General features: G+C 61.9%; 19 protein-coding genes. 13 read left to right on the forward strand and 6 right to left on the reverse strand.

Annotated elements, in window-relative coordinates; all coding sequences use genetic code 11:
* The first annotated feature begins 188 nt into the window (after window positions 1-188).
* From JQ629_RS34030 to JQ629_RS34045, 4 genes are all read left to right on the forward strand, one after another.
* Window positions 189-782 (forward strand): class I SAM-dependent methyltransferase, encoded by a 594-nt coding sequence (locus JQ629_RS34030; protein ID WP_212416327.1) that lies wholly within the window; start codon window positions 189-191, stop codon window positions 780-782.
* Between the two features lie 4 nt (window positions 783-786).
* The gene (locus JQ629_RS34035) at window positions 787-1992 is read left to right on the forward strand and encodes an MFS transporter (protein WP_212416328.1); all 1206 of its coding nucleotides are present in this window, start codon (window positions 787-789) and stop codon (window positions 1990-1992) included.
* Window positions 1993-2223: 231 nt separating this feature from the next.
* Window positions 2224-4002: a caspase family protein gene (locus JQ629_RS34040; protein WP_212416329.1), complete on the forward strand. Its 1779-nt coding sequence runs from the start codon at window positions 2224-2226 to the stop codon at window positions 4000-4002.
* Complete coding sequence (locus JQ629_RS34045; protein ID WP_212416330.1) at window positions 3999-4868, forward strand: alpha/beta fold hydrolase; 870 nt, start codon at window positions 3999-4001, stop codon at window positions 4866-4868. Before JQ629_RS34040 ends, JQ629_RS34045 begins: the two co-directional genes overlap by 4 nt.
* Window positions 4869-4947: 79 nt before the next feature.
* Here JQ629_RS34045 and JQ629_RS34050 read toward each other — a convergent pair whose 3' ends face one another.
* Window positions 4948-5346, reverse strand: a complete 399-nt coding sequence (locus tag JQ629_RS34050) for an MAPEG family protein (RefSeq protein ID WP_212261790.1) — start codon at window positions 5344-5346, stop codon at window positions 4948-4950.
* Between the two features lie 71 nt (window positions 5347-5417).
* Window positions 5418-7223, reverse strand: coding sequence for a PHA/PHB synthase family protein (locus tag JQ629_RS34055; protein WP_212416331.1), 1806 nt, complete (start codon window positions 7221-7223; stop codon window positions 5418-5420).
* A gap of 297 nt (window positions 7224-7520) precedes the next feature.
* Between JQ629_RS34055 and JQ629_RS34060 the strand changes: the two genes are divergently transcribed.
* The 6 genes from JQ629_RS34060 (at window position 7521) to JQ629_RS34085 (ending at window position 13129) form a co-directional block, all read left to right on the forward strand.
* Window positions 7521-7814 carry a hypothetical protein gene (locus JQ629_RS34060; RefSeq protein WP_212416332.1) on the forward strand — a complete coding sequence of 98 codons (294 nt, stop codon included), beginning with the start codon at window positions 7521-7523 and terminating at the stop codon, window positions 7812-7814.
* Window positions 7815-8092: 278 nt separating this feature from the next.
* Window positions 8093-9313 (forward strand): LL-diaminopimelate aminotransferase, encoded by a 1221-nt coding sequence (locus JQ629_RS34065; RefSeq protein WP_211995011.1) that lies wholly within the window; start codon window positions 8093-8095, stop codon window positions 9311-9313.
* 79 nt (window positions 9314-9392) lie between these two features.
* On the forward strand, window positions 9393-10712 hold the full coding sequence (locus JQ629_RS34070) for a homoserine dehydrogenase (RefSeq protein ID WP_211995012.1): 1320 nt from the start codon (window positions 9393-9395) through the stop codon (window positions 10710-10712).
* 107 nt (window positions 10713-10819) lie between these two features.
* On the forward strand, window positions 10820-11818 hold the full coding sequence (gene glpX, locus JQ629_RS34075) for a class II fructose-bisphosphatase (RefSeq protein ID WP_212416333.1): 999 nt from the start codon (window positions 10820-10822) through the stop codon (window positions 11816-11818).
* An 11-nt stretch (window positions 11819-11829) separates the two neighbouring features.
* Complete coding sequence (locus JQ629_RS34080) at window positions 11830-12279, forward strand: GNAT family N-acetyltransferase (RefSeq protein ID WP_212416334.1); 450 nt, start codon at window positions 11830-11832, stop codon at window positions 12277-12279.
* A gap of 130 nt (window positions 12280-12409) precedes the next feature.
* Complete coding sequence (locus JQ629_RS34085; RefSeq protein WP_212416335.1) at window positions 12410-13129, forward strand: haloacid dehalogenase type II; 720 nt, start codon at window positions 12410-12412, stop codon at window positions 13127-13129.
* A 144-nt stretch (window positions 13130-13273) separates the two neighbouring features.
* On the opposite strand, the gene JQ629_RS34090 is transcribed toward JQ629_RS34085, so the two are convergent.
* The 4 genes from JQ629_RS34090 to JQ629_RS37630 all read right to left on the reverse strand — a co-directional run bounded on the left by JQ629_RS34090 (window position 13274) and on the right by JQ629_RS37630 (window position 15340).
* The gene (locus JQ629_RS34090; RefSeq protein WP_212416336.1) at window positions 13274-13567 is read right to left on the reverse strand and encodes a type II toxin-antitoxin system RelE/ParE family toxin; all 294 of its coding nucleotides are present in this window, start codon (window positions 13565-13567) and stop codon (window positions 13274-13276) included.
* Window positions 13564-13791: a hypothetical protein gene (locus JQ629_RS34095; protein ID WP_212416337.1), complete on the reverse strand. Its 228-nt coding sequence runs from the start codon at window positions 13789-13791 to the stop codon at window positions 13564-13566. Before JQ629_RS34095 ends, JQ629_RS34090 begins: the two co-directional genes overlap by 4 nt.
* 77 nt (window positions 13792-13868) lie before the next feature.
* Window positions 13869-14951 (reverse strand): methyl-accepting chemotaxis protein, encoded by a 1083-nt coding sequence (locus JQ629_RS34100; RefSeq protein WP_212416338.1) that lies wholly within the window; start codon window positions 14949-14951, stop codon window positions 13869-13871.
* A 254-nt stretch (window positions 14952-15205) separates the two neighbouring features.
* Window positions 15206-15340 carry a hypothetical protein gene (locus JQ629_RS37630; protein ID WP_283813379.1) on the reverse strand — a complete coding sequence of 45 codons (135 nt, stop codon included), beginning with the start codon at window positions 15338-15340 and terminating at the stop codon, window positions 15206-15208.
* Between the two features lie 320 nt (window positions 15341-15660).
* Between JQ629_RS37630 and JQ629_RS34105 the strand changes: the two genes are divergently transcribed.
* The 3 genes from JQ629_RS34105 to JQ629_RS34115 all read left to right on the forward strand — a co-directional run bounded on the left by JQ629_RS34105 (window position 15661) and on the right by JQ629_RS34115 (window position 18500).
* Window positions 15661-16086 carry a hypothetical protein gene (locus JQ629_RS34105; protein ID WP_212261773.1) on the forward strand — a complete coding sequence of 142 codons (426 nt, stop codon included), beginning with the start codon at window positions 15661-15663 and terminating at the stop codon, window positions 16084-16086.
* A 185-nt stretch (window positions 16087-16271) separates the two neighbouring features.
* Window positions 16272-17312 (forward strand): HD-GYP domain-containing protein, encoded by a 1041-nt coding sequence (locus JQ629_RS34110; protein ID WP_212416339.1) that lies wholly within the window; start codon window positions 16272-16274, stop codon window positions 17310-17312.
* 81 nt (window positions 17313-17393) lie between these two features.
* Complete coding sequence (locus JQ629_RS34115; RefSeq protein ID WP_212416340.1) at window positions 17394-18500, forward strand: DUF2336 domain-containing protein; 1107 nt, start codon at window positions 17394-17396, stop codon at window positions 18498-18500.
* The last annotated feature ends 128 nt before the right edge of the window (window positions 18501-18628 follow it).

The following is an 18628-nucleotide window of genomic DNA, read 5'->3' on the forward strand; positions in this document are numbered from 1 at the left end:
CCCAAAGCCTTACGCTCAAGCCGGCATCACGCCATCAGCGCGATGCCGGCGCTGCCCGTTCGGCCGTCGGGGGCTTGCGAGCGCATCCCAGAACCGCAGAATCCATAGTTGCGTCCGGCGAAGGCGGGTCTACTGTTTTACCGCAACACGCGGCTGATGCTGAGCCTCGCCGACAGCGAGAGGAATTCGTGGACGAGGCGACGCTTCAATTCTACCGCGGCCATGCCGAGGCTTACGCGGCGCGCGAGATCACCTCGCGTCGGGCAAGGCTGGAGGCGTTCGTCTGGCTGCTTCCGCCTGGTGCTGCCATTCTCGAACTCGGATGCGGCGCCGGCGGCGACACCGCTGAAATGCTGGCGCGGGGCTTTGACGTGTCGCCGACGGATGGATCGCCGGAAATGGCCGAGGTGGCCTCGCGCCGTCTCGGCCGTCCGGTCGGGACGCTGCTGTTCCATGACATCGACGCGGTCGAGACTTATGACGGCGTGTGGGCCAATGCCTGCCTGCTGCACGTTCCGCGCGATGAACTAACGCAGGTGCTGTCGCTGATCTGGCGCGCGCTGAAACCCGGCGGCGCTTTCTTTGCCAGCTTCAAGACCGGTGACGCTGAAGGCCGCGACACGCTGGGCCGCTACTACAATTACCCGTCGCCGGATTGGCTGCGCGAAACCTACGCCAGCGCGGGCAACTGGAATTCACTTGAAATCGAGACCGGCGAGGTCATCGGCTTCGACAACCAGTGGGCACCGATGCTGTTTGTCGTGGCCCGGAAAAGCCTCTGATCCGATGGTCCTTCAGTCCGGCAAGACAATTTTCCGCGTTCTGATCGTTCTCGCGATTGCTCAGGTCATCGGATGGGGCACGATCGGGCTTCTTGCGGTCGTGGGCGGGCAGGTCGCCGCCGATCTTCACATGGACATCTCGGCGGTGTTTGCCGGCAACTCGATCTTCTATGTCCTGATGGGTCTGTGCGCTCCGATCCTGGCAAGGCCGTTCACGCAATTTGGCGCCCGCCGGGTGATGATCGCGGGGACCATCATCGGTGCGCCAGGCTTCATTCTGCTCTCGCTGGCACACGGCCCGATACAGTTTTTCGCTGCGTGGGTGATCCTCGGCACGGCCGGCAGCGCCACGCTGGCCACGGCCGCCTACATCATGCTCAACGAGATCGCCGGGCGGGATGCGAAGCGCGGCATCGGCGCCATGATGCTGGTGACCGGGCTTTCCAGCAGTGTTTTTTGGCCCACCACGTCGTTTCTGTCGGACGTCATGGGCTGGCGCGGAACCTGTCTGGTCTATTGCGGGATGCTGCTGCTGTTGTGCCTTCCGCTCTATTATTTCGGATTGCCGCGTCGAACCGAACCAAAAGATGAGGCGATTTTCGCGGCGCAGCCGGCGGGCACGTCACCTATCGTGAAAAAAAGCACGTTCTTGCTCATCCTGGCTGCGCTCGCGCTCAATGCATTCGTCGCCTTCGGATTCAGCGCCGTGCTGATCGAGCTTCTGAAGGTGGAGGGCCTGTCGGCGGCCACGGCCGTTACCTTCGGCTCGATGCTGGGCGTGATCCAGGTCAGCGCCCGGGGATTGGATTTTCTTGGCGGCGGGCGGTGGGATGGGATCACGACGGGGCTGTTTGCCGGCTCGGCTATCCCTGTGGCGATGTTTCTGCTGATGATCGGCGGCGCATCGCATTGGGCGATCGCGGCCTTCATTCTGCTGTATGGCATGGGCAGCGGCGCTTTCGCGGTCGCCCGGGCGACCATACCCTTGGTGTTCTACGACCAGGCCGAATTCGCCAAGGCGACCTCGCGCATTGCGCTGCCGCTCAATCTCATTTCCGCAGCTTCGCCTCCGGTTCTCGTTGGCTTGCTGACGAATTTCGGCAGCAACACGCTGCTTGGCCTTGCGATGGCATGTTCGTGCGGGGCTCTCCTGATCCTGCTCTGGCTCAGGAAATTGCGTCCGACGACCGGGGCGATGGCCGCGAACTGATCGGGATGCATGGGGTGCCGGTATCAGAGGCAGTAGAGGATCGCCAGCGCCAGCACGGCCCGTGCGGGGGAGCCGACGGTGACGGCCAAGGTGGCGGAACACCGGTGGTCGGACTTGAGCAGATCGCGCTGTTTCCCGTGATTCGACGGTCGCCAGTATTGACCGGCATTGCGACCTTTAGTTGAATGACCCACCGCGTCCTGGCACACGGCCGTGGCGGATGGGGGCAGGATGTCGCGTATTGCGATCGTCATCGGGGTCAACAAACCGAAAGCGCCTGCGCCTCTGCAAGGCGCGGTGAACGACGCCAAGGCGTTTTCCGACTGGATCGCCAAGCAGGGTTTTGAAGTAAGGACCTTCACCGACGACAAGGGGCCGGTCGCATTCGCCAGCATTTTTAACGAGGTCGAACGCGTCGTTGACGCGGCCACCTATTCGCAGGTCGTCTTTTACTTCGCTGGCCATGGCTTTCAGAGCGGCAGCTCGGAAATCTGGTTGCTCTCGGGCGCTCCGAACAACGCCAGCGAAGCGATATCTGTGGAAGCCTCGGTGATGGCGGCCCGGGAAAGCGGGCTCAAGAACGTGGTGTTCATCTCGGACGCCTGCCGGTCGATCCCCTCGCGCATGCAGGATAGCCGCGTCGATGGCGGCTCGATCTTTCCCAACGTGCCGCTTAAACGGCGTACGCGACCGGAGATCGATCGCGTGTTCGCAACGCTGCCGTCGCTGGTGGCGGTGGAAGCCGCGAAGGCGGACGACAACGCGCGCCTGGGAGGCATCTTCACGAAGGTGTTTATGGCGGGCTATCTCAATCCGCCGCCGGCCTTCATCGATAAGGTCCCGGAGAACGGCGGACTCATCGAGGTTGTGACAAACCGTAAACTCAAGGAGTTGATTTACGAACAGGTCCAGGATGCGGCCTCGGAAGAAATGCCAAAGGCAGGGCAAACTCCGGAGTTCATCCTGGAATCGGTACAGGCCTATGTCGGTCGTGTTGCGCGCGTTACCAGCCCGTTGAATGAGTTGGGCTCGGGATTGGAGACCCTCGGTCCCCGAAGGCGGAAACGTCTCCGGCGTGCGGCGCCCGTCCCGTCGGTGGCTGCACTGGCGCTCCAGGCAATCGAAGCGGCTGCTCAGGGGCAGGGTGCCCGGGATGCGGCCGCGGCCGTTCGGAAAATCGGCCATGATGCCAGCATATCCGACGCGATCGATCGCTATCTGGTTGACGCCCCGGTCGACCATTTTGAAACTCAGACCGGCTTTGCGGTGACCGGTGCACAGGTTGTCGGGGCAACCTCGCCGCAATTTCCAGCCGAAATTCTAGGAACACAACTTGTACGCCTTCATCCGGCACGTATCGACGCTCCCTCGACAAGCGTGCTGATCGAATTCGACGGCGGCAGCGGCACGGTGTTGCCGGGATTGCGCGGTTACATCGGGCACGTCTTCGTCGATGGCGGCAGGGTAAGCAACGTCAATTACGTGCCATCGACGAACAGCAAACGGTGGAGCGAGTACCAGAACGTGCGCCGGGATATAGAGGCATTGCGCGCCGCCGTTGCGGCTGCCGCCAGCCTCGGCGTGTTTCGGATTGCGCCTCAGGAAGCACAGGCATTCGCCAACAATGTAAGACAACTCAAGGTATTCGATCCCGCGCTTGGTCTGTATGCCGCGTACGCCTTTGCCAGTGCCGGTATCGACGATCAGGTCGAATCGGTGCTGGAGTACATGCGCGGGGACTTGGTCGCGGAACTGTTTGACATTGCAATGCTGGCGCGCCGAGGAGTTCGGCCGCGCGAAGCCGGCGCAGATGCCGCAACCGATCTTCCGATCCTGCCGTTCTGTCCGATGTTGCGGCAGGGCTGGTCATTGCTGGCAGTGCGAGACGCCCAATTGCCGGATGCCGTGCGCAAGGCACGCGATTGGTTGCTACCGGCCCTATGGACCACTTTCGCGCCGCAAGGCGTCGAGCTTTTACGCGAGGCAATAAAGCGGGGCGATTTGCAATGAGATTGCTGCTGATCCATGGCCGGGCACAAGAAGGCAAGTCGTCGAAGGTCATCGAGGACGAGTGGATGGCCGCGCTTGGTCGCGGATTCTCGGGTATCGGCGTCAGAATGCCAGCCGGCCTGCAGATCGACGCACCTTTCTACGGCGACGAACTCCAGAAGCAACTGGCGCGTCACGACCTGCCTCCCGCCGACGGCGTCGCGACACGCGGCGGCGCCATGAACGACGAATATGCGGCATTCCTGGAAGATGTGGCGATCCAGCTCAGGAGCGACGACAAGGTTACGCATCGCGAGGTCGAAGAGGAAATGGGGCCGGTACCGCAGCCGCGTGGTCCGGAAAACTGGGAATGGGTTCAGGCCATCATTCGCGTCATCGATCGCCGCACCCCCGGCGTTTCAAACTACAGCATCGGACAATTGCTTCGTGACGTGTTCATCTACGCCAACGATCCCAAAACCCGGCGCGAGATCAACAAGATTGTGGCGGCTCAACTGACGAACGAGCCCACCGTAATTGTCGCCCACTCGCTTGGCTCCGTCGTTGCTTATGAGGTGCTGCGAGAGCATGCCGGCAACTCCGTGCCAAGGCTCGTCACGGTCGGATCTCCGCTTGGAATCCGCGCCATTCGCGACAAGCTCGCAACGCCGCTCACGATGCCGACCGGGATTCGGGACTGGTACAACGCATTCGATGACCGCGATGTCGTCGCGCTCTATCCGCTCAATACCGAGAATTTTGCCATCAAGCCGCCGATCAAGAACTACCCGTTTGTGAATAATCACACCGACAATCGGCACGGCATCGCCGGGTATCTCGATGATGCCGATGTCGCCACTCAGATCGCCGCGGCGCTCGGCGCCTGACGGACCTACGCACGACCTGACAGGGCACGCTTCCGTGAAGAAGCCGTGCGGTGGATGCACGTAACGTTCGGGATGCCCTTCAAAGCACCTGGAAGATCGCCAGCGCCAGCACGGCTTGCGCGAGGAAGCCGACGGTGAAGGCTAGGGTGCGGAACACCGGCAGGCCCAGCGTGTAGACGATCAGATGCGCGACGCGGGACCAGAAATAGACCATGCAGGCCATCACGGTCCATTTGGTGGAATAGTCGGCCGCGTTGAGGATCAGCACCAGGGGGGCGAAGATGATGAGGTTTTCGACCGCGTTGTCATGCGCGAACATCAGCCGGTTGGCCCATTCCGAATGCGGCTTGTCGTTGCGCGAGGGATTGGCCATGGCGCCGGAGAGGCCGCGGATCTGACAGCGATTGATGATGTAGGGGACCCACAGCAGACCGGTCAAAATCACGGTCAGCGTCAGCCAGAACAGTTCACGCGTCATCGTTTCCCCCTCAGTCGATTTTCGAATCCCGATACGGGATATCAGCTTATAGCCAACCCTGCAGGCTTGCGCTACGCGCGGACGCGAACGTAGCTGCCGGGCGCATCCTCGATCGGCGGCATCGCCTCGGAGCCGACCGCGCGCGCGGGCACCATCTCGGCGTCGAGGCCCTCCAGCCATTGGCGCCAGTCCGGCCACCACGATCCCTTGTGCTCGGTGGCGTTCTTGAGCCAGTCGGCCAGCGTGACGTCCTTGATGTTGTCGTTGGTCCAGTACTGATATTTTCCAGACGCCGGCGGATTGACCACGCCGGCGATGTGGCCGGATCCGGACAGCACGTATTTGACCGGCCCGCCGAAGAACTGCGAGCCGTACAGCACCGAATCCGCCGGCGCGATGTGATCTTCGCGCGTCGCCAGATTATAGACCGGCACCTTCACCTTCGAGAGGTCGAGCAGCGTGTTGTCGAGCACCATGCTGCCGGTGGACAGCCGGTTCTCCAGGTAGCAATTGCGCAAGTAGAAGGAATGGTTCGCCGCCGGCATCCGCGTCGCGTCGGAATTCCAGTGCAGCAGGTCGAAGGAGGAGGGCGGTTGTCCCTTCAGGTAATTGCTGATGACGTAGGACCAGATCAGGTCGTTCGAGCGCAGCATGTTGAAGGCCATCGCCATCTTGCTGCCTTCGAGCACGCCGGCCGCCTGCATGTCGCGCTCGAGCGCCGAGATCTGGTCTTCGTCGACGAACACAAGCAGATCGCCGGCATGGGTGAAGTCGACCTGGGCTGCAAAGAACGTCGCCGAGGTGACGCGCACGCGGCGCTTTTCGGCGAGCCACGCCAGCGTCGAGGCGAGCAGGGTGCCGCCGACGCAATAGCCCGCGGTATGAACCTTCATCTCGCCCGTGACCTTTTCGATGACGTCCATCGCGGTCAGCGGTCCCTGCCTCATGTAGTCGTCAAACGTCTTCTTGCCGAGTTCCTTGTCCGGATTGACCCAGGAGATCACGAACACGGTGACGCCCTGATCGACGCACCATTTGATGTAGGATTTTTCGGGCTTGAGATCGAGGATGTAGAACTTGTTGATCCAGGGCGGCACGATCAGCAGCGGCGTGCGCAGCACGGTCTCCGTGGTGGGCGTGTACTGGATCAGCTGCATCAGCTCGTTCTGGAAGATCACCTTGCCCGGCGTCGTCGCCATGTTGACGCCGACGACGAGGTTGGAGGGATCGGACTGGCGGATGCGCAACGTGCCGCGGCCGGCTTCGATGTCCTCGGCCAGCATCTTCATGCCGCGCACCAGATTGTCGCCGTTCGACGCCAGCGTCTCGCGCAGCACTTCCGGATTGGTGAAGACGAAATTCGACGGCGAGATCGCATTGCTGATCTGCTGGACGTAGAATTCGGCCTTCTTGCGCGTATGCGGATCGATGCCTTCGGCGTTCTTCACCAGTTCCTGCGCCCATTGCGTGGTGAGCAGGTAAAGCTGCATCACGAAGTCGAAGAACTTGTTGGTCTTCCACTCCGGATCCTTGAATCGCTTGTCGCGCGGCGACGGCTCGATCGCGGGCGGGGCCTCTTCGCCGGCCATGCGGCGCACCGTCGAGCCCCAGAGATCGAGATAGGCTTTGGCCATCTTGACCTGCAGATCGGACGCCCGCTCCTTGTCCGACAGCCAGTATTCGGCGACCGTACCGAAGGTCTTGATCACCTCGGCGATTTCGTTTGGTGGCTTGTCCCTCGGTTCGCCGTTCTCGCGCGGCTTCAGATAGGCCGCAAGCGCCTGGCCGCTGCTCTCCATCGCTTTCGCGATATTCATGGCAAAAGCTTCAGCGTTGAAGGATTTCGCAGCGTGGATTTCGGTGTTAACGTCGGTCATGTCTGGGACACTATAACTTCATTTCGAGTTCGTCACCGCGCCTGACGGCGGCGGTAGTATTGGGTTAATCCTGTTGCACTGCGATAAAATTTCTCTGTTCGGACACATTGAAGCCGCACCGATTGAGTTACTTCTTCTGGCTTTAATCGTTTCGGGCGACAATGGTTTGAAGGGTTGCGGAGAATTTGACGCAGCTCGACGATTCAGCGCTGCAAGGCGCATACCAACAGCTCTTGCCAGCGCGCGCTGTGCACACGATATAAGGCAACGGGACAGGTATTGGGGACTTCCGGACGGATGCCGGTGGATCGGATCATAAGGCTGTGGTCGATGGCCGCGCTGCTCGCAACCGCGCTCGCGGTCAGTGGCTGCTCGACGTCGATCGCGGATTTGCCAGGTGTCGGTGTGCCGGGCGACGCGCCCGCGCGTCCGAAGGAAGCCGGCGGCTATCTGCCGGTCCACGACCTGCCGCCGGAGCGCGACGAGGCGGTCATCAAGCCGGCGGAGCAGGCCAAGATCGAGGGCGAGCTGCGTGCCGCGCGGGATCGTCAGGCGGCCGCGGCCGCTGCGCCAAATCCTGCCGCCAAATAACCTGTCTGTCTTGACGCGTTCGTGACGCGATCCTGCCGCCGCCCCGGATCAAGTCCGGGGCAGGCTTTCGCTTGAAAACGCTATAGTCTCTGGCGCTGCGGGACGCCCGTGCTAAAAGAGCCTTAATTCAACCGCATCACGGTCCGGCACTCAGGATCCTGCGCCTGAATTCGCTCTAAATCATTGATTGAGCGCGAGTTTTGGACGAGGCCGAATTCGGCTTCGAAAACCGCAGATTCTACCGATTCTGTCCCGCTGGTCGTCGGAGCAAGGGTCCCATGGAAGATTTCTACCGCATCCGCCGTCTGCCGCCTTACGTGTTCGAGCAGGTCAACCGGGCCAAGGCGGCCGCGCGGAACGCGGGTGCCGACATCATCGACCTCGGCATGGGCAACCCGGATTTGCCGACGCCGGCCCACGTCATCGAGAAGCTGAAGGATACGCTGGGCAAGCCGCGGACCGACCGTTATTCGGCCTCTCGCGGCATTACCGGGCTCCGCAAGGCGCAGGCCGCCTATTACGCGCGCCGGTTCGGCGTCAAGCTCAATCCGGAAACCCAGGTCGTAGCGACCCTGGGCTCCAAGGAAGGCTTCGCCAATGTGGCGCAGGCGATCACCGCGCCCGGTGACGTCGTGCTGTGCCCCAATCCGAGCTATCCCATTCACGCCTTCGGCTTCCTGATGGCGGGCGGCGTGATCCGCTCGGTACCCTCGGAGCCGACGCCGCAATTCTTCGAAGCGGTGGAGCGCGCGATCATCCATTCGATCCCGAAGCCGATCGCGCTGATCGTCTGCTATCCCTCCAATCCGACCGCCTATGTCGCCGACCTCGATTTCTACAAGGATCTGGTGGCGTTCGCGAAGAAGCACGAGATCTTCATCCTGTCGGATCTGGCCTATGCCGAAGTCTATTTCGACGACAAGAACCCGCCGCCCTCGGTGTTGCAGGTTCCCGGCGCGATCGACGTCACAGTCGAATTCACCTCGATGTCGAAGACGTTCTCGATGGCAGGCTGGCGCATGGGCTTTGCCGTCGGCAATGAGCGCATCATCGCCGCGCTGGCGCGGGTGAAATCCTATCTCGACTACGGCGCGTTCACGCCGGTCCAGGTCGCGGCCACCGCGGCCCTGAACGGACCGGATGATTGCATTCGCGAGATGCGCGACACCTACCGCAAGCGCCGCGACGCGCTGGTGGAAAGTTTTGGCCGCGCGGGATGGGATATTCCGCCGCCGGCCGCCTCGATGTTCGCCTGGGCGCCGCTGCCGAAGGCCTTTGAGGGCGTCGGCAGCATGCAGTTCGCCACCCTGATGGTGGAAAAATCGGGCGTGGTAGTGTCGCCGGGCGTCGCCTTTGGCGAGCACGGCGAGGGCTATGTCCGCATCGCCATGGTGGAAAACGAGCAGCGTATTCGCCAGGCCGCGCGCGGCGTGCGCCGCTTCCTTGAAAGCGGCATTGAAACGTTGCACAACGTGGTTCCTCTCGCCAACCGGCGGTAGGCATGATCCCGAAAAGCGGACTTCCGGTTTTCGGAACCAGATCGTGCTTGGTTAGCTCTCTTCGGCAGGTTTTTTGGTCATGGTCGCACCCCTGAAAGTGGGCATCGCGGGGCTCGGCACTGTTGGCGCCGAAGTCGTCCGCCTCATCGAAGCGCAGGCGCGGACCTTGTCGGCGCGCAGTGGACGCGGCGTGCGCGTCGTCGCCGTCACCGCGCGCTCCAAGGTGAAGAAGCGCAAGCTCGATCTGCGCGGCATCGAATGGGTCAAAAGCCCGCTGGCGCTGGCCAATCACCCCGGCATCGATTGCTTCGTCGAACTGATGGGCGGTTCCGGCGATCCGGCGCTGTCGGCGATCGAGGCGGCGCTCAAATCAGGCAAATCGGTGGTGACAGCCAACAAGGCGCTGATCGCCAAGCACGGCGTGCGGCTGGCGAAGGCCGCCGAGAAGCATGGCGGCGCGCTGAACTACGAAGCGGCGGTGGGGGCTGCGATCCCGGTCATCAAGACCCTGCGCGAGGGGCTGGCCGGCACGTCAGTCAACCGCGTCTACGGCATCCTCAACGGCACCTGCAATTACATCCTGACCCGGATGGAGCAGGAGGGCCTGTCGTTCGCCGAATGCCTGAAGGACGCCCAGCGCCTCGGCTATGCCGAGGCCAATCCATCGTTCGACGTCGATGGCCACGACACCGCCCAAAAGCTTGCGATCCTGGCCAGCCTCGCGTTCGGCACGAAGGTTGCACAGAGCGCGGTGTACGTCGAAGGAATCTCCTCGATCGCGCCGGAAGATCTGCGCGCCGCGGAGGAACTCGGCTATCGGGTCAAATTGCTTGGGGTCGCGGTGCGGACGGCGAAGGGAATTGAACAGCGCGTGCACCCGACCATGGTGCCGAAATCATCCTCGATTGCGCAAGTGATGGGCGTCACCAATGCCGTCACCATCGACGGCGAGGGCATTCCGCCGATCACGCTGGTTGGCCCGGGCGCCGGAGGTGCGGCCACCGCGTCCGCCGTCGTTGCCGACATCGCCGATGTAGCGCGCGGGATTCGCGCCAAGCCGTTCGGACGCCCGGTTGAGCGCCTGCGCGCGACCACAAAAGCGCCGATGGAGCGCCATGAGGGCGGCTATTATATCCGCCTGATGGCGCGCGATCTCGCTGGAACCGCTGCCACCATCGCGACCCGTCTGGCGGAACAGAAGATATCGCTGGAATCGATCGTACAGCGTCATCCCGACGGCGTTGATGCCAACGGGTCGACCAAGAAAGCGTCACCTGTTCCGGTTATTCTGATTACCTATGCAACGTCGGAAGATGCGGTCTATCGTGCGCTGGAAGCGGTGCAGCGCGACAAGGTGATCAGCGGCCGGCCGCAGGTAATACGGATCGAGAAGAACTAGCGCGATTCCCGTGATCGCGCGTACGCGCAATCCACGGATTGTGCGCCACAAAGAAACGAATAGGTGGACCGTATGGTCCGCTGTGAAGACTCAAAGGAGTGCTTGTTATGTCGACTCATATTTCCGTCCCGCCGCAGCTGTTGCTCGAGCGCATTCTCACGCTTGAAATCGTGCGGGTAACGGAACGCGCTGCGGTTTCGGCCGCGCGCTTGCGCGGCCACGGCCAGGAAAAGGCGGCCGACCAGGCCGCGGTCGACGCGATGCGGCGCGAGCTCAACAAGCTGCCGATCGAAGGCACCATCGTGATCGGCGAGGGCGAGCGCGACGAGGCGCCGATGCTGTTCATCGGCGAGAAGGTCGGCCTCAACGCCGGCCCGCAGGTCGATATCGCCGTCGATCCGCTCGAAGGCACCACGCTGTGCGCCAAGAACATGCCGGGCGCGATCGCGACCATGGCGATGGCCGATGGCGGCACGCTGCTGCACGCGCCCGACGTCTATATGCAAAAGCTCGCGGTCGGTCCCGGTTACGCCAAGGGCGTGGTCGAACTCGACGCTTCGCCCGCCGACAATGTGCGCCGGCTCGCCAAAGCAAAAGGCGTCGATCCCGCAGCAATCACCGTGCTGGTGCTCGATCGTCCGCGCCACGCCGACATCATTGCCGGCGTTCGCAGCACGGGCGCCGCGGTGCGCCTGATCACCGACGGCGACGTCGCCGGCGTGATCCATTGCGCCGACCCTGACAATACCGGCGTCGACATGTATATCGGCACCGGCGGTGCGCCCGAGGGCGTGCTGGCAGCGGCCGCGCTGCGCTGCATCGGCGGCCAGATGCAGTGCCGCCTGATCCTCGACTCCGAGGAAAAGCGCGAGCGCGCCCACAAGATGGGCGTCACCGATCCCAGAATGATTTACGGCATCGAGGACATGGCGCGGGGCGACTGCCTGTTCGCCGCGACCGGCGTCACCACCGGTTCTCTGCTGTCCGGCGTCAAGTTCCGCAAGGACGTCATCGAAACCGAAACCGTCGTGATGCGTTCGGTCACTGGTACTGTCCGCTACATCAAGGCCGAGCACCGGCAGCTGGACAAGTTCCACCTCGATTGAGGAATATGCATATGGCTGGAGAAATCATCATCCGGCCGATCGGCGAAGACGAACGCGCGGCGTGGAATCCGCTGTGGGACGGTTATCTCGCCTTCTACAAGACGGCGCTGACACAGGAGGTCAGCGATCTCGCCTGGTCGCGGTTTCACGATCCGGACGAGACGATGTTTGCGCTCGGCGGCTATGTCGATGGCCGGCGCGCCGGGTTCGCACATTACCTTTTCCATCGCTCGACCTGGGCGCCGAAGCGGTATTGCTACCTCGAAGATCTGTTCGTCGCGGACAGCGCGCGTGGCCATGGGCTGGGGCGTGCGCTGATCGAGACGGTGTATCAAAAGGCTGAGGCGGCGGGGGCAAGCCGGGTCTATTGGCTGACGCAATCGAGCAACGCGCAGGCGCGTGCGCTCTACGACAAGGTTGCCGACAATCTCGGATTCATCCAATACCGAAAGGTGATTTAGTTTTCGTCATTCCGGGGCGATGCGAAGCATCGAACCCGGAATCTCGAGATTCCGGGTCTGGTGCTTGCGCACCATCCCGGAATGACAACGGTAGAAGCGAAGAACAACAAGAGCAAAACAGGGAGCAAGCATGTCCGATATTTCCGCCGTCAAGGCCTTGGTGTTCGATGTGTTCGGCACCGTCGTCGACTGGCGCACCAGCCTGATCGCGGATTTTACCAAGTGGTCCGAGAAGCGCGGCATCAAGGCGGATTGGACCGCGCTCGTCGACGGCTGGCGCGCGGTCTATTCGGCCTCGATGGATGAAGTGAGAAAGCATCCCGAACGCGGCTACATGATCCTCGACACGCTGCACCGGCAATCGCTGGAAAAGCTGGTCGCGCAGTTCGGCATATCAGGCCTTGATGACGCCGATCTGCATTACCTCACCATGGGCTGGCACCGGCTGCATCCCTGGCCGGACAGCGTCGCGGGCCTGACACGGCTGAAGACAAAATACATCATCTCGCCGCTCTCCAACGGCAATGTTGCGTTATTGACCAACATGGCGAAGTTCGCCGGGCTGCCGTGGGACCTGATCATGTCGGCCGAATTGTTCGAGCATTACAAGCCCGATCCCGAAACCTATCTCGGCGCGGCAAAATTGCTATGCCTGCCGCCGGAGCAGGTGATGATGGTCGCCGCGCATAACCAGGATTTGAAAGCCGCGCAGAAGTACGGTTTGAAGACCGCCTTCGTCGCGCGCCCGACCGAATACGGCCCCCTGCAGAAATACGATTTCGAAGCCAAGGGCGACTGGGACATCGTGGCGAAGGATTTTGGTGGCATTGCCGACCGGATGGGCTGCTAACCAGTAGCCCGCATGAGCGGAGCGATATGCGCGTATCAGAACGAGAAACTCCCGGATGTCGCGGAGTTTATAATCGGGCGCGCATTCGCGCGACCCGTTGGCTCATCCGGGCTACGCTATCTGGATTCCAAACGCCCGTAGCCGTCACGTCGTTCCCGATCCGGAGAGCGGCCGGCGCGATGTGTGGCGCATCCTCTGAACGATAACCGCGTCGCCGGTGACGCGGTAGAAAATTAGATAGGGATAAGGGCTGACGGTGACGCGCCGCACACCCGGAAGGTCGGTCGCTTGCCCCGCGTGGGGGTGCCGTTCCAGCAAGAGGAAGAGTGCCTGAATCCGCCCTCGCATGTGGTTTGCGGTTTGGGGTGATTCCGCCTCGATGTAGTCAAGCGCCTCTTCGATCTGCGCCGCCGCGCGCTTTGTGACGCGCAACTTCAAACGGGACGCTTCGCCAGGATTGAACGTATCTGTTCGTCCGTAGCGAACTCGCCCCGCGCGATCTCCGCATCTGCGTCGGCTATGTCGGCGCGTTCCTCCGACGTCAACCGGATGATCGGTTGTTCTTCGCCGGCCACCTGTAGAAGCAGGCGCGCAAGCTCGTCCTGTACCTCAGCGGGGAGGGTTCGTATGCTGTCAACGGCACGTTCCAGCAGTTTGGTCATGGCTCAAAGATAAACCTTTCCCCCGGTAGGCGAAAGGATTTCGAGCAAGAATTTGTATAATTGGCTACAGACGGCCGCTACGCCGCGCTCAATATCACCCCGTACCAGCCAAGCCCCCGATACGTCTCGTATCCCGGCGTCGCGTGAAACGCGACCAGCGTGCCTGATCGGTCCTGGTAGAAACCGCTGCGCCGTCCATCCAGTGAAAGCTGCACGCGCTCGGTGAGGATGCCCTGGCCGTCGGAGGCCGCGATGACGCGGAATTGCGAATCGACCAGCAGCACGCGGGCCTTGTCGGCGGCACCGACGCGCACGCCCTGGACGATGGCGCGGGCCTGCGCTTCCCAATCGAAATGGATCGCGAGAATGCCGGTCGCGGCGGCGTTCGCCTTGCCACCGGCGCGGACGCTGGCGCAATAAGTGGCGACTTGGGCATGGCCGAGCAGGGGCTGGGATTCAACGTCGCCCGCGACATAGTCGTCGCCCGAACGCAAAGCCCGTGCGTCGCGAAACCATTTGGTCGACGCCACGTTCTGGCCGACGACGCCATAGCGATCCGCCCGGCCGTTGGCCAGCACGTTGCCGTCGAGGTCGCAGAGCCACAGATCCAGATACACGGTATAGGCGCCGAGAATGACCGCCAGCCGCTCCGACACATGGGCGACGGCCGAAGCATCGGGGGAGGCCGCGCAGTCGACGACGGCTGAATCAGTGGCCCACCAGCGCACGTCGCAGGTGCGCTCATAGAGGTTGCGGTCGATCAGCTCGATGGCGTTCAGCGACAGATCCACCATGCGCTCGCCGCGCGACCGGTCGCTCATGCGCGCGATCGAGTTCATCAGATTGCCGGTGCGGTTGGTGAGCTGGCTTTCCAGCTCGCGGGCAATGGTTTCGACCTGCTGGCCGACGTTGCGGACTTCCTGCGCAACCACGGCAAAGCCGGCGCCCTGCGCGCCGGCGCGCGAGCTTTCGATCAGCGCGTTCAGCGCCAGCATCTTCATCTGGTTGGTGATCTTCTGGATCGATTTGGTCTTGTCGCAGGCGACCTGGTTGACCTCGGCGGTGAGGCGGGAGATCAGCGCGGAGATGTCGGATTCATCCTCGTCGGTCGCTGAATGGGCCGCGGTTTTGGCGGTCGATCTTGCAAGCGCGACGGACATCTGGAACTTCCTCTGCCTTCGCCCCCTCGATCGATCTCCTGCAGAGCGAATCGGGATTTAGGTGGGCGCACGTTCCATCCGTTGTCGCGAATCTTGCCTAATAGCGGGTTTAAATTCCGGGTTGGCTTGCGTAGTTGTACGGAGGTGAGCTGCACGTTGTTTGTGCAGGTCATTTTTTAGGCAGCGGCGGGGCTCGCTCCGCAGCGCAACGACGCGAACCCCGACGGGTGAGGTCGGGGGTCGCCGGCGCTGGCTTAGTAGGTCTTCTTCGGGACCGAGGGCGGGGAAAAGGGGTTGAAGGGCAGGGTGCCGTTGCCCAACTTGCCGCCGGTCACCGCGTCCAGTTCTTTTGCCGTCAGTTCGATCGATTTTTCGTTTGCGCGTTCCATGTTGCTTCTCCTGTTGCTGCCCCGGTGCAACATTGCATCGGTCTGACCAGGACAATGACGGATCGGCGAAGGCGGCGCTGTTCCCTGGGTGACAACCGGCGGTGAAGCCGGTTGGGCGCAATGCGCCCCGCAGGCTACGCCATGGTAGGCGTCGCGCGAATCCGCCCCCGATGATAATGCCCGCGACGTCAGTGCGCTTTCCCGAGACTTGATCGTATCCGACCAAAGCCCAATGGTGCGGAAGACATGTCCCGGCGGATATTATTGCAAGTTGCCGTAGGAAAAACCCTCGCCCGCCGGGCCAAGAAGGGGTGTCGATAATGCCAGATCCCGTCGCCTTGTTCGCCACCGTCGTCCTGCTGTTTCCGATGGGTTATTTCCTGCTGGCGGCGCCGGCCTTTCTGCTGGTGTCGCTCGACATTCCGCCGGTCACCCAGCTGTTGCGCGGCATGTTCAGCTCCTATTTCCTGATGGTGGCCATTGCCGGCGCCATTGGGACGGTCGCCGTTGCCATGACGGGCCGGCTGTTTGTCGCCATTGGAATTGCCTTGATCGCGGCCTTCGCGGTCTGGGCGCGCCGCTGGTTTCTGCAGCGGTGGGATGCGCAGCTTCGTGCCAGGGATGCCGGCGACGCCGGTGCGGTGCGCCGGCTGCGGCGGCTGCATTGGGGCGGCATGCTGTGCAATGCGGTCGAACTGGCGGTTATCTTGATCAGCATTCCCTACGTCGTCGTCACGCCGGCCTGATCAGCGCCGCAGGGCGGACCCCTCACCCAACAAGGTTACGTAGAAGTCCGGAGAAAAACCGGCATGGCGGCAATCTCCCGTTAGGGAGGTTTGCGTACGATTATCCGTTATTGCTTGGAATGATTGTTCACCATTGCGTTCGCTGAACCGGAGAGACCGCAGAGTCGGCTTTCACAGGTGGCACCATGCTTGTTCATTTCGTTACCGATGAACCCACGAAGATTCCAGCCATCCGCGCGATGCTGGAGCCGCAGTATGACGTTCAGTCCCAACTGCTGGGGACCGGCAACGCGAGGATCAGCTCAGGCGGCGTATTGATGGTTGACGCCGACCTGCGCAAGCCAGTCCCGGTGGAACAGATCAAGCGTGTCCTGCAGGACCTGCGTTGCGCTTCTGAAAAGCTGTTTGTCGTTCAGAACCATCTGCACCACATGGTGGCTCAGGCGTATGCACTAGGCGCGACAGCCGTGGTGTCGCGTCCAAAGGAAATCATATCGAAACTGCAGCAAATCGACGTCGCCCAGAGGGCGGCGCAGGCCGGCATTGCCGTTGCATCAACCGAGATCACCGATGGTGCGGCAGCCTTCGCATCCATGTTTGCGGCGATACGGGAGGGCAAACCGCTAACGCTTTCGAGTGCCGAGGACGCCACATCGGAGATCGTCAACGGTATCGAGCAAAACGGACTTGGCGTCTGGCTCGACGACGTGCGCCGCTATCACCAGGGCACGTTCCAGCACTGCCTGCTGGTCACGGGAGTCGCGGTCGGCTTCGCCCTGAGCATCAAGTTCTCCAATGCCGACGTAAAGCGGCTCGGACTGGCCGCCACGCTGCACGATGTCGGAAAGGCACGCATTCCCCTGGCTATTCTCGACAAGCCCGGACGTCTTGACCCGGGCGAAGAAGAGATCATGAAACGCCATCCGATTATCGGATACGAATTGTTGAAGGATCTGCCGGGAATTAGCCCGGAGACTCTTGATGGCGTGAGGCACCACCACGAGTTTCTGGATGGTTCCGGTTATCCCGATGGGCTGACGGCGCCGGAGATTTCCGACCTCGTACGATTGCTGACGATTTCAGACATTTTCGCCGCGCTCATCGAGTCGCGGCCGTACAGACCGGCAATGTCCCGGCAGGATGCCTACAAGATCCTGTGCGCCATGGATGGAAAGCTGGAACGGTCGCTCGTGAAGGCGTTTCAGAACGTGGCGCTAACGGCATGACCCAAAACTGCGGAATGAGGTTTGCGACGTTTTCTGCAAGGTAATTTCAGCCCGGACTTCTCATATGGAGCTAGACTAGCCATGGTGGCCGCAGCATCGCCGGATTCTATCGCGGGACTGACCGGAGCCGCAAAGGATGAGTCGGCTCAACGGGATGCCCGAATTCTGAAGCAGGTGGCGGCCTTGTTCTTGTCCAATGTCGATCGCCTTCGTGAATCCCAGATAGCTGCGTTCGATGGCGTCCTTGTGCCCCTGATCGGGCGGATCGAGGCAGCAACCCTGGTCCATCTGAGCGAAGCCCTGTCCACGACGGATCTCGCGCCTTGCGAGACCATCCGCAAGCTCGCGTTTCACGATGACCCCTTGGTGGCCGCGCCCGTTCTGCGAAACTCCAATCGCCTGTCGGAAGCGGACCTTATTGAAATCGTCAAGACCCGTAGCCAGCAGCATTTGTTGGCAATCTCCGGCAGAAATACTCTCAGCGAAACGCTGACCGATGCGCTGATGAGGCTTGGCGACGTCAACGTCTCCAACGCGCTCGCGCGAAATGCGGGAGCGCGGTTCTCCGAATGCGGTTACGCGACGCTTGTCGGGAGGGCAGAGCGTGATGAAAGCCTCACCGAAAAGCTCGGCCTCCGACTGGACATTCCCGCGAATTTGCTGCGAGAGCTGCTCACAAAGGCGACCGACATCGTGCGGGCGCGATTTTTGACGGCACCGCGACCGGTTATGCAGGCGCGTGGGACGAACGCCAAACCGATCAGCGCCGCTCCGCGAAAGAAGATTGACTACACCCAGGCGCAGGCCGAGGTCCTGGCGCTCAATCGCTCCGGCAAGCTCAACGATTCAACAGTGAACCGGTTTGCGGTTCGGAGCGAATACATCCACGTGGTGGCAGCGCTCTCGTTATTGTCTGAGGTGAAGATCGAGGCGATTGAGCCGTTGATTGAACCGGAGCGATTGTATGGACTGATCGTGGCGTGCAGAGCCAGCAGGTTAAGCTGGTCGACAATGACGATGATCATCCGAAATCGGCCCGGTTGCGCGCCGCCGACGCAACGGGAGCTCGATCAAGCTCACGAGGTATTTGACACCTTATTGCTGTCTGTGGCGCAGTGGACGGCGCGGTTCGGAGCCGATCGAATGGCGGCGAAGAAGGTTAATTGTGCTGCTGCAGCGCGGCCGTAGAGCGTTTTCCAGCGAAGTGGACACCGGTTCGCGTAAAGAAAACGCGTCAAAACAAGAATCTAGTGTCCCGAATCTGAAGTTCAGCGGACTCCAAATCGACTCGAAGATGGCGGACTCTCCGCATTTTG

The organism is Bradyrhizobium sp. AUGA SZCCT0222 (assembly GCF_018130205.1).
Lineage (GTDB): Bacteria > Pseudomonadota > Alphaproteobacteria > Rhizobiales > Xanthobacteraceae > Bradyrhizobium.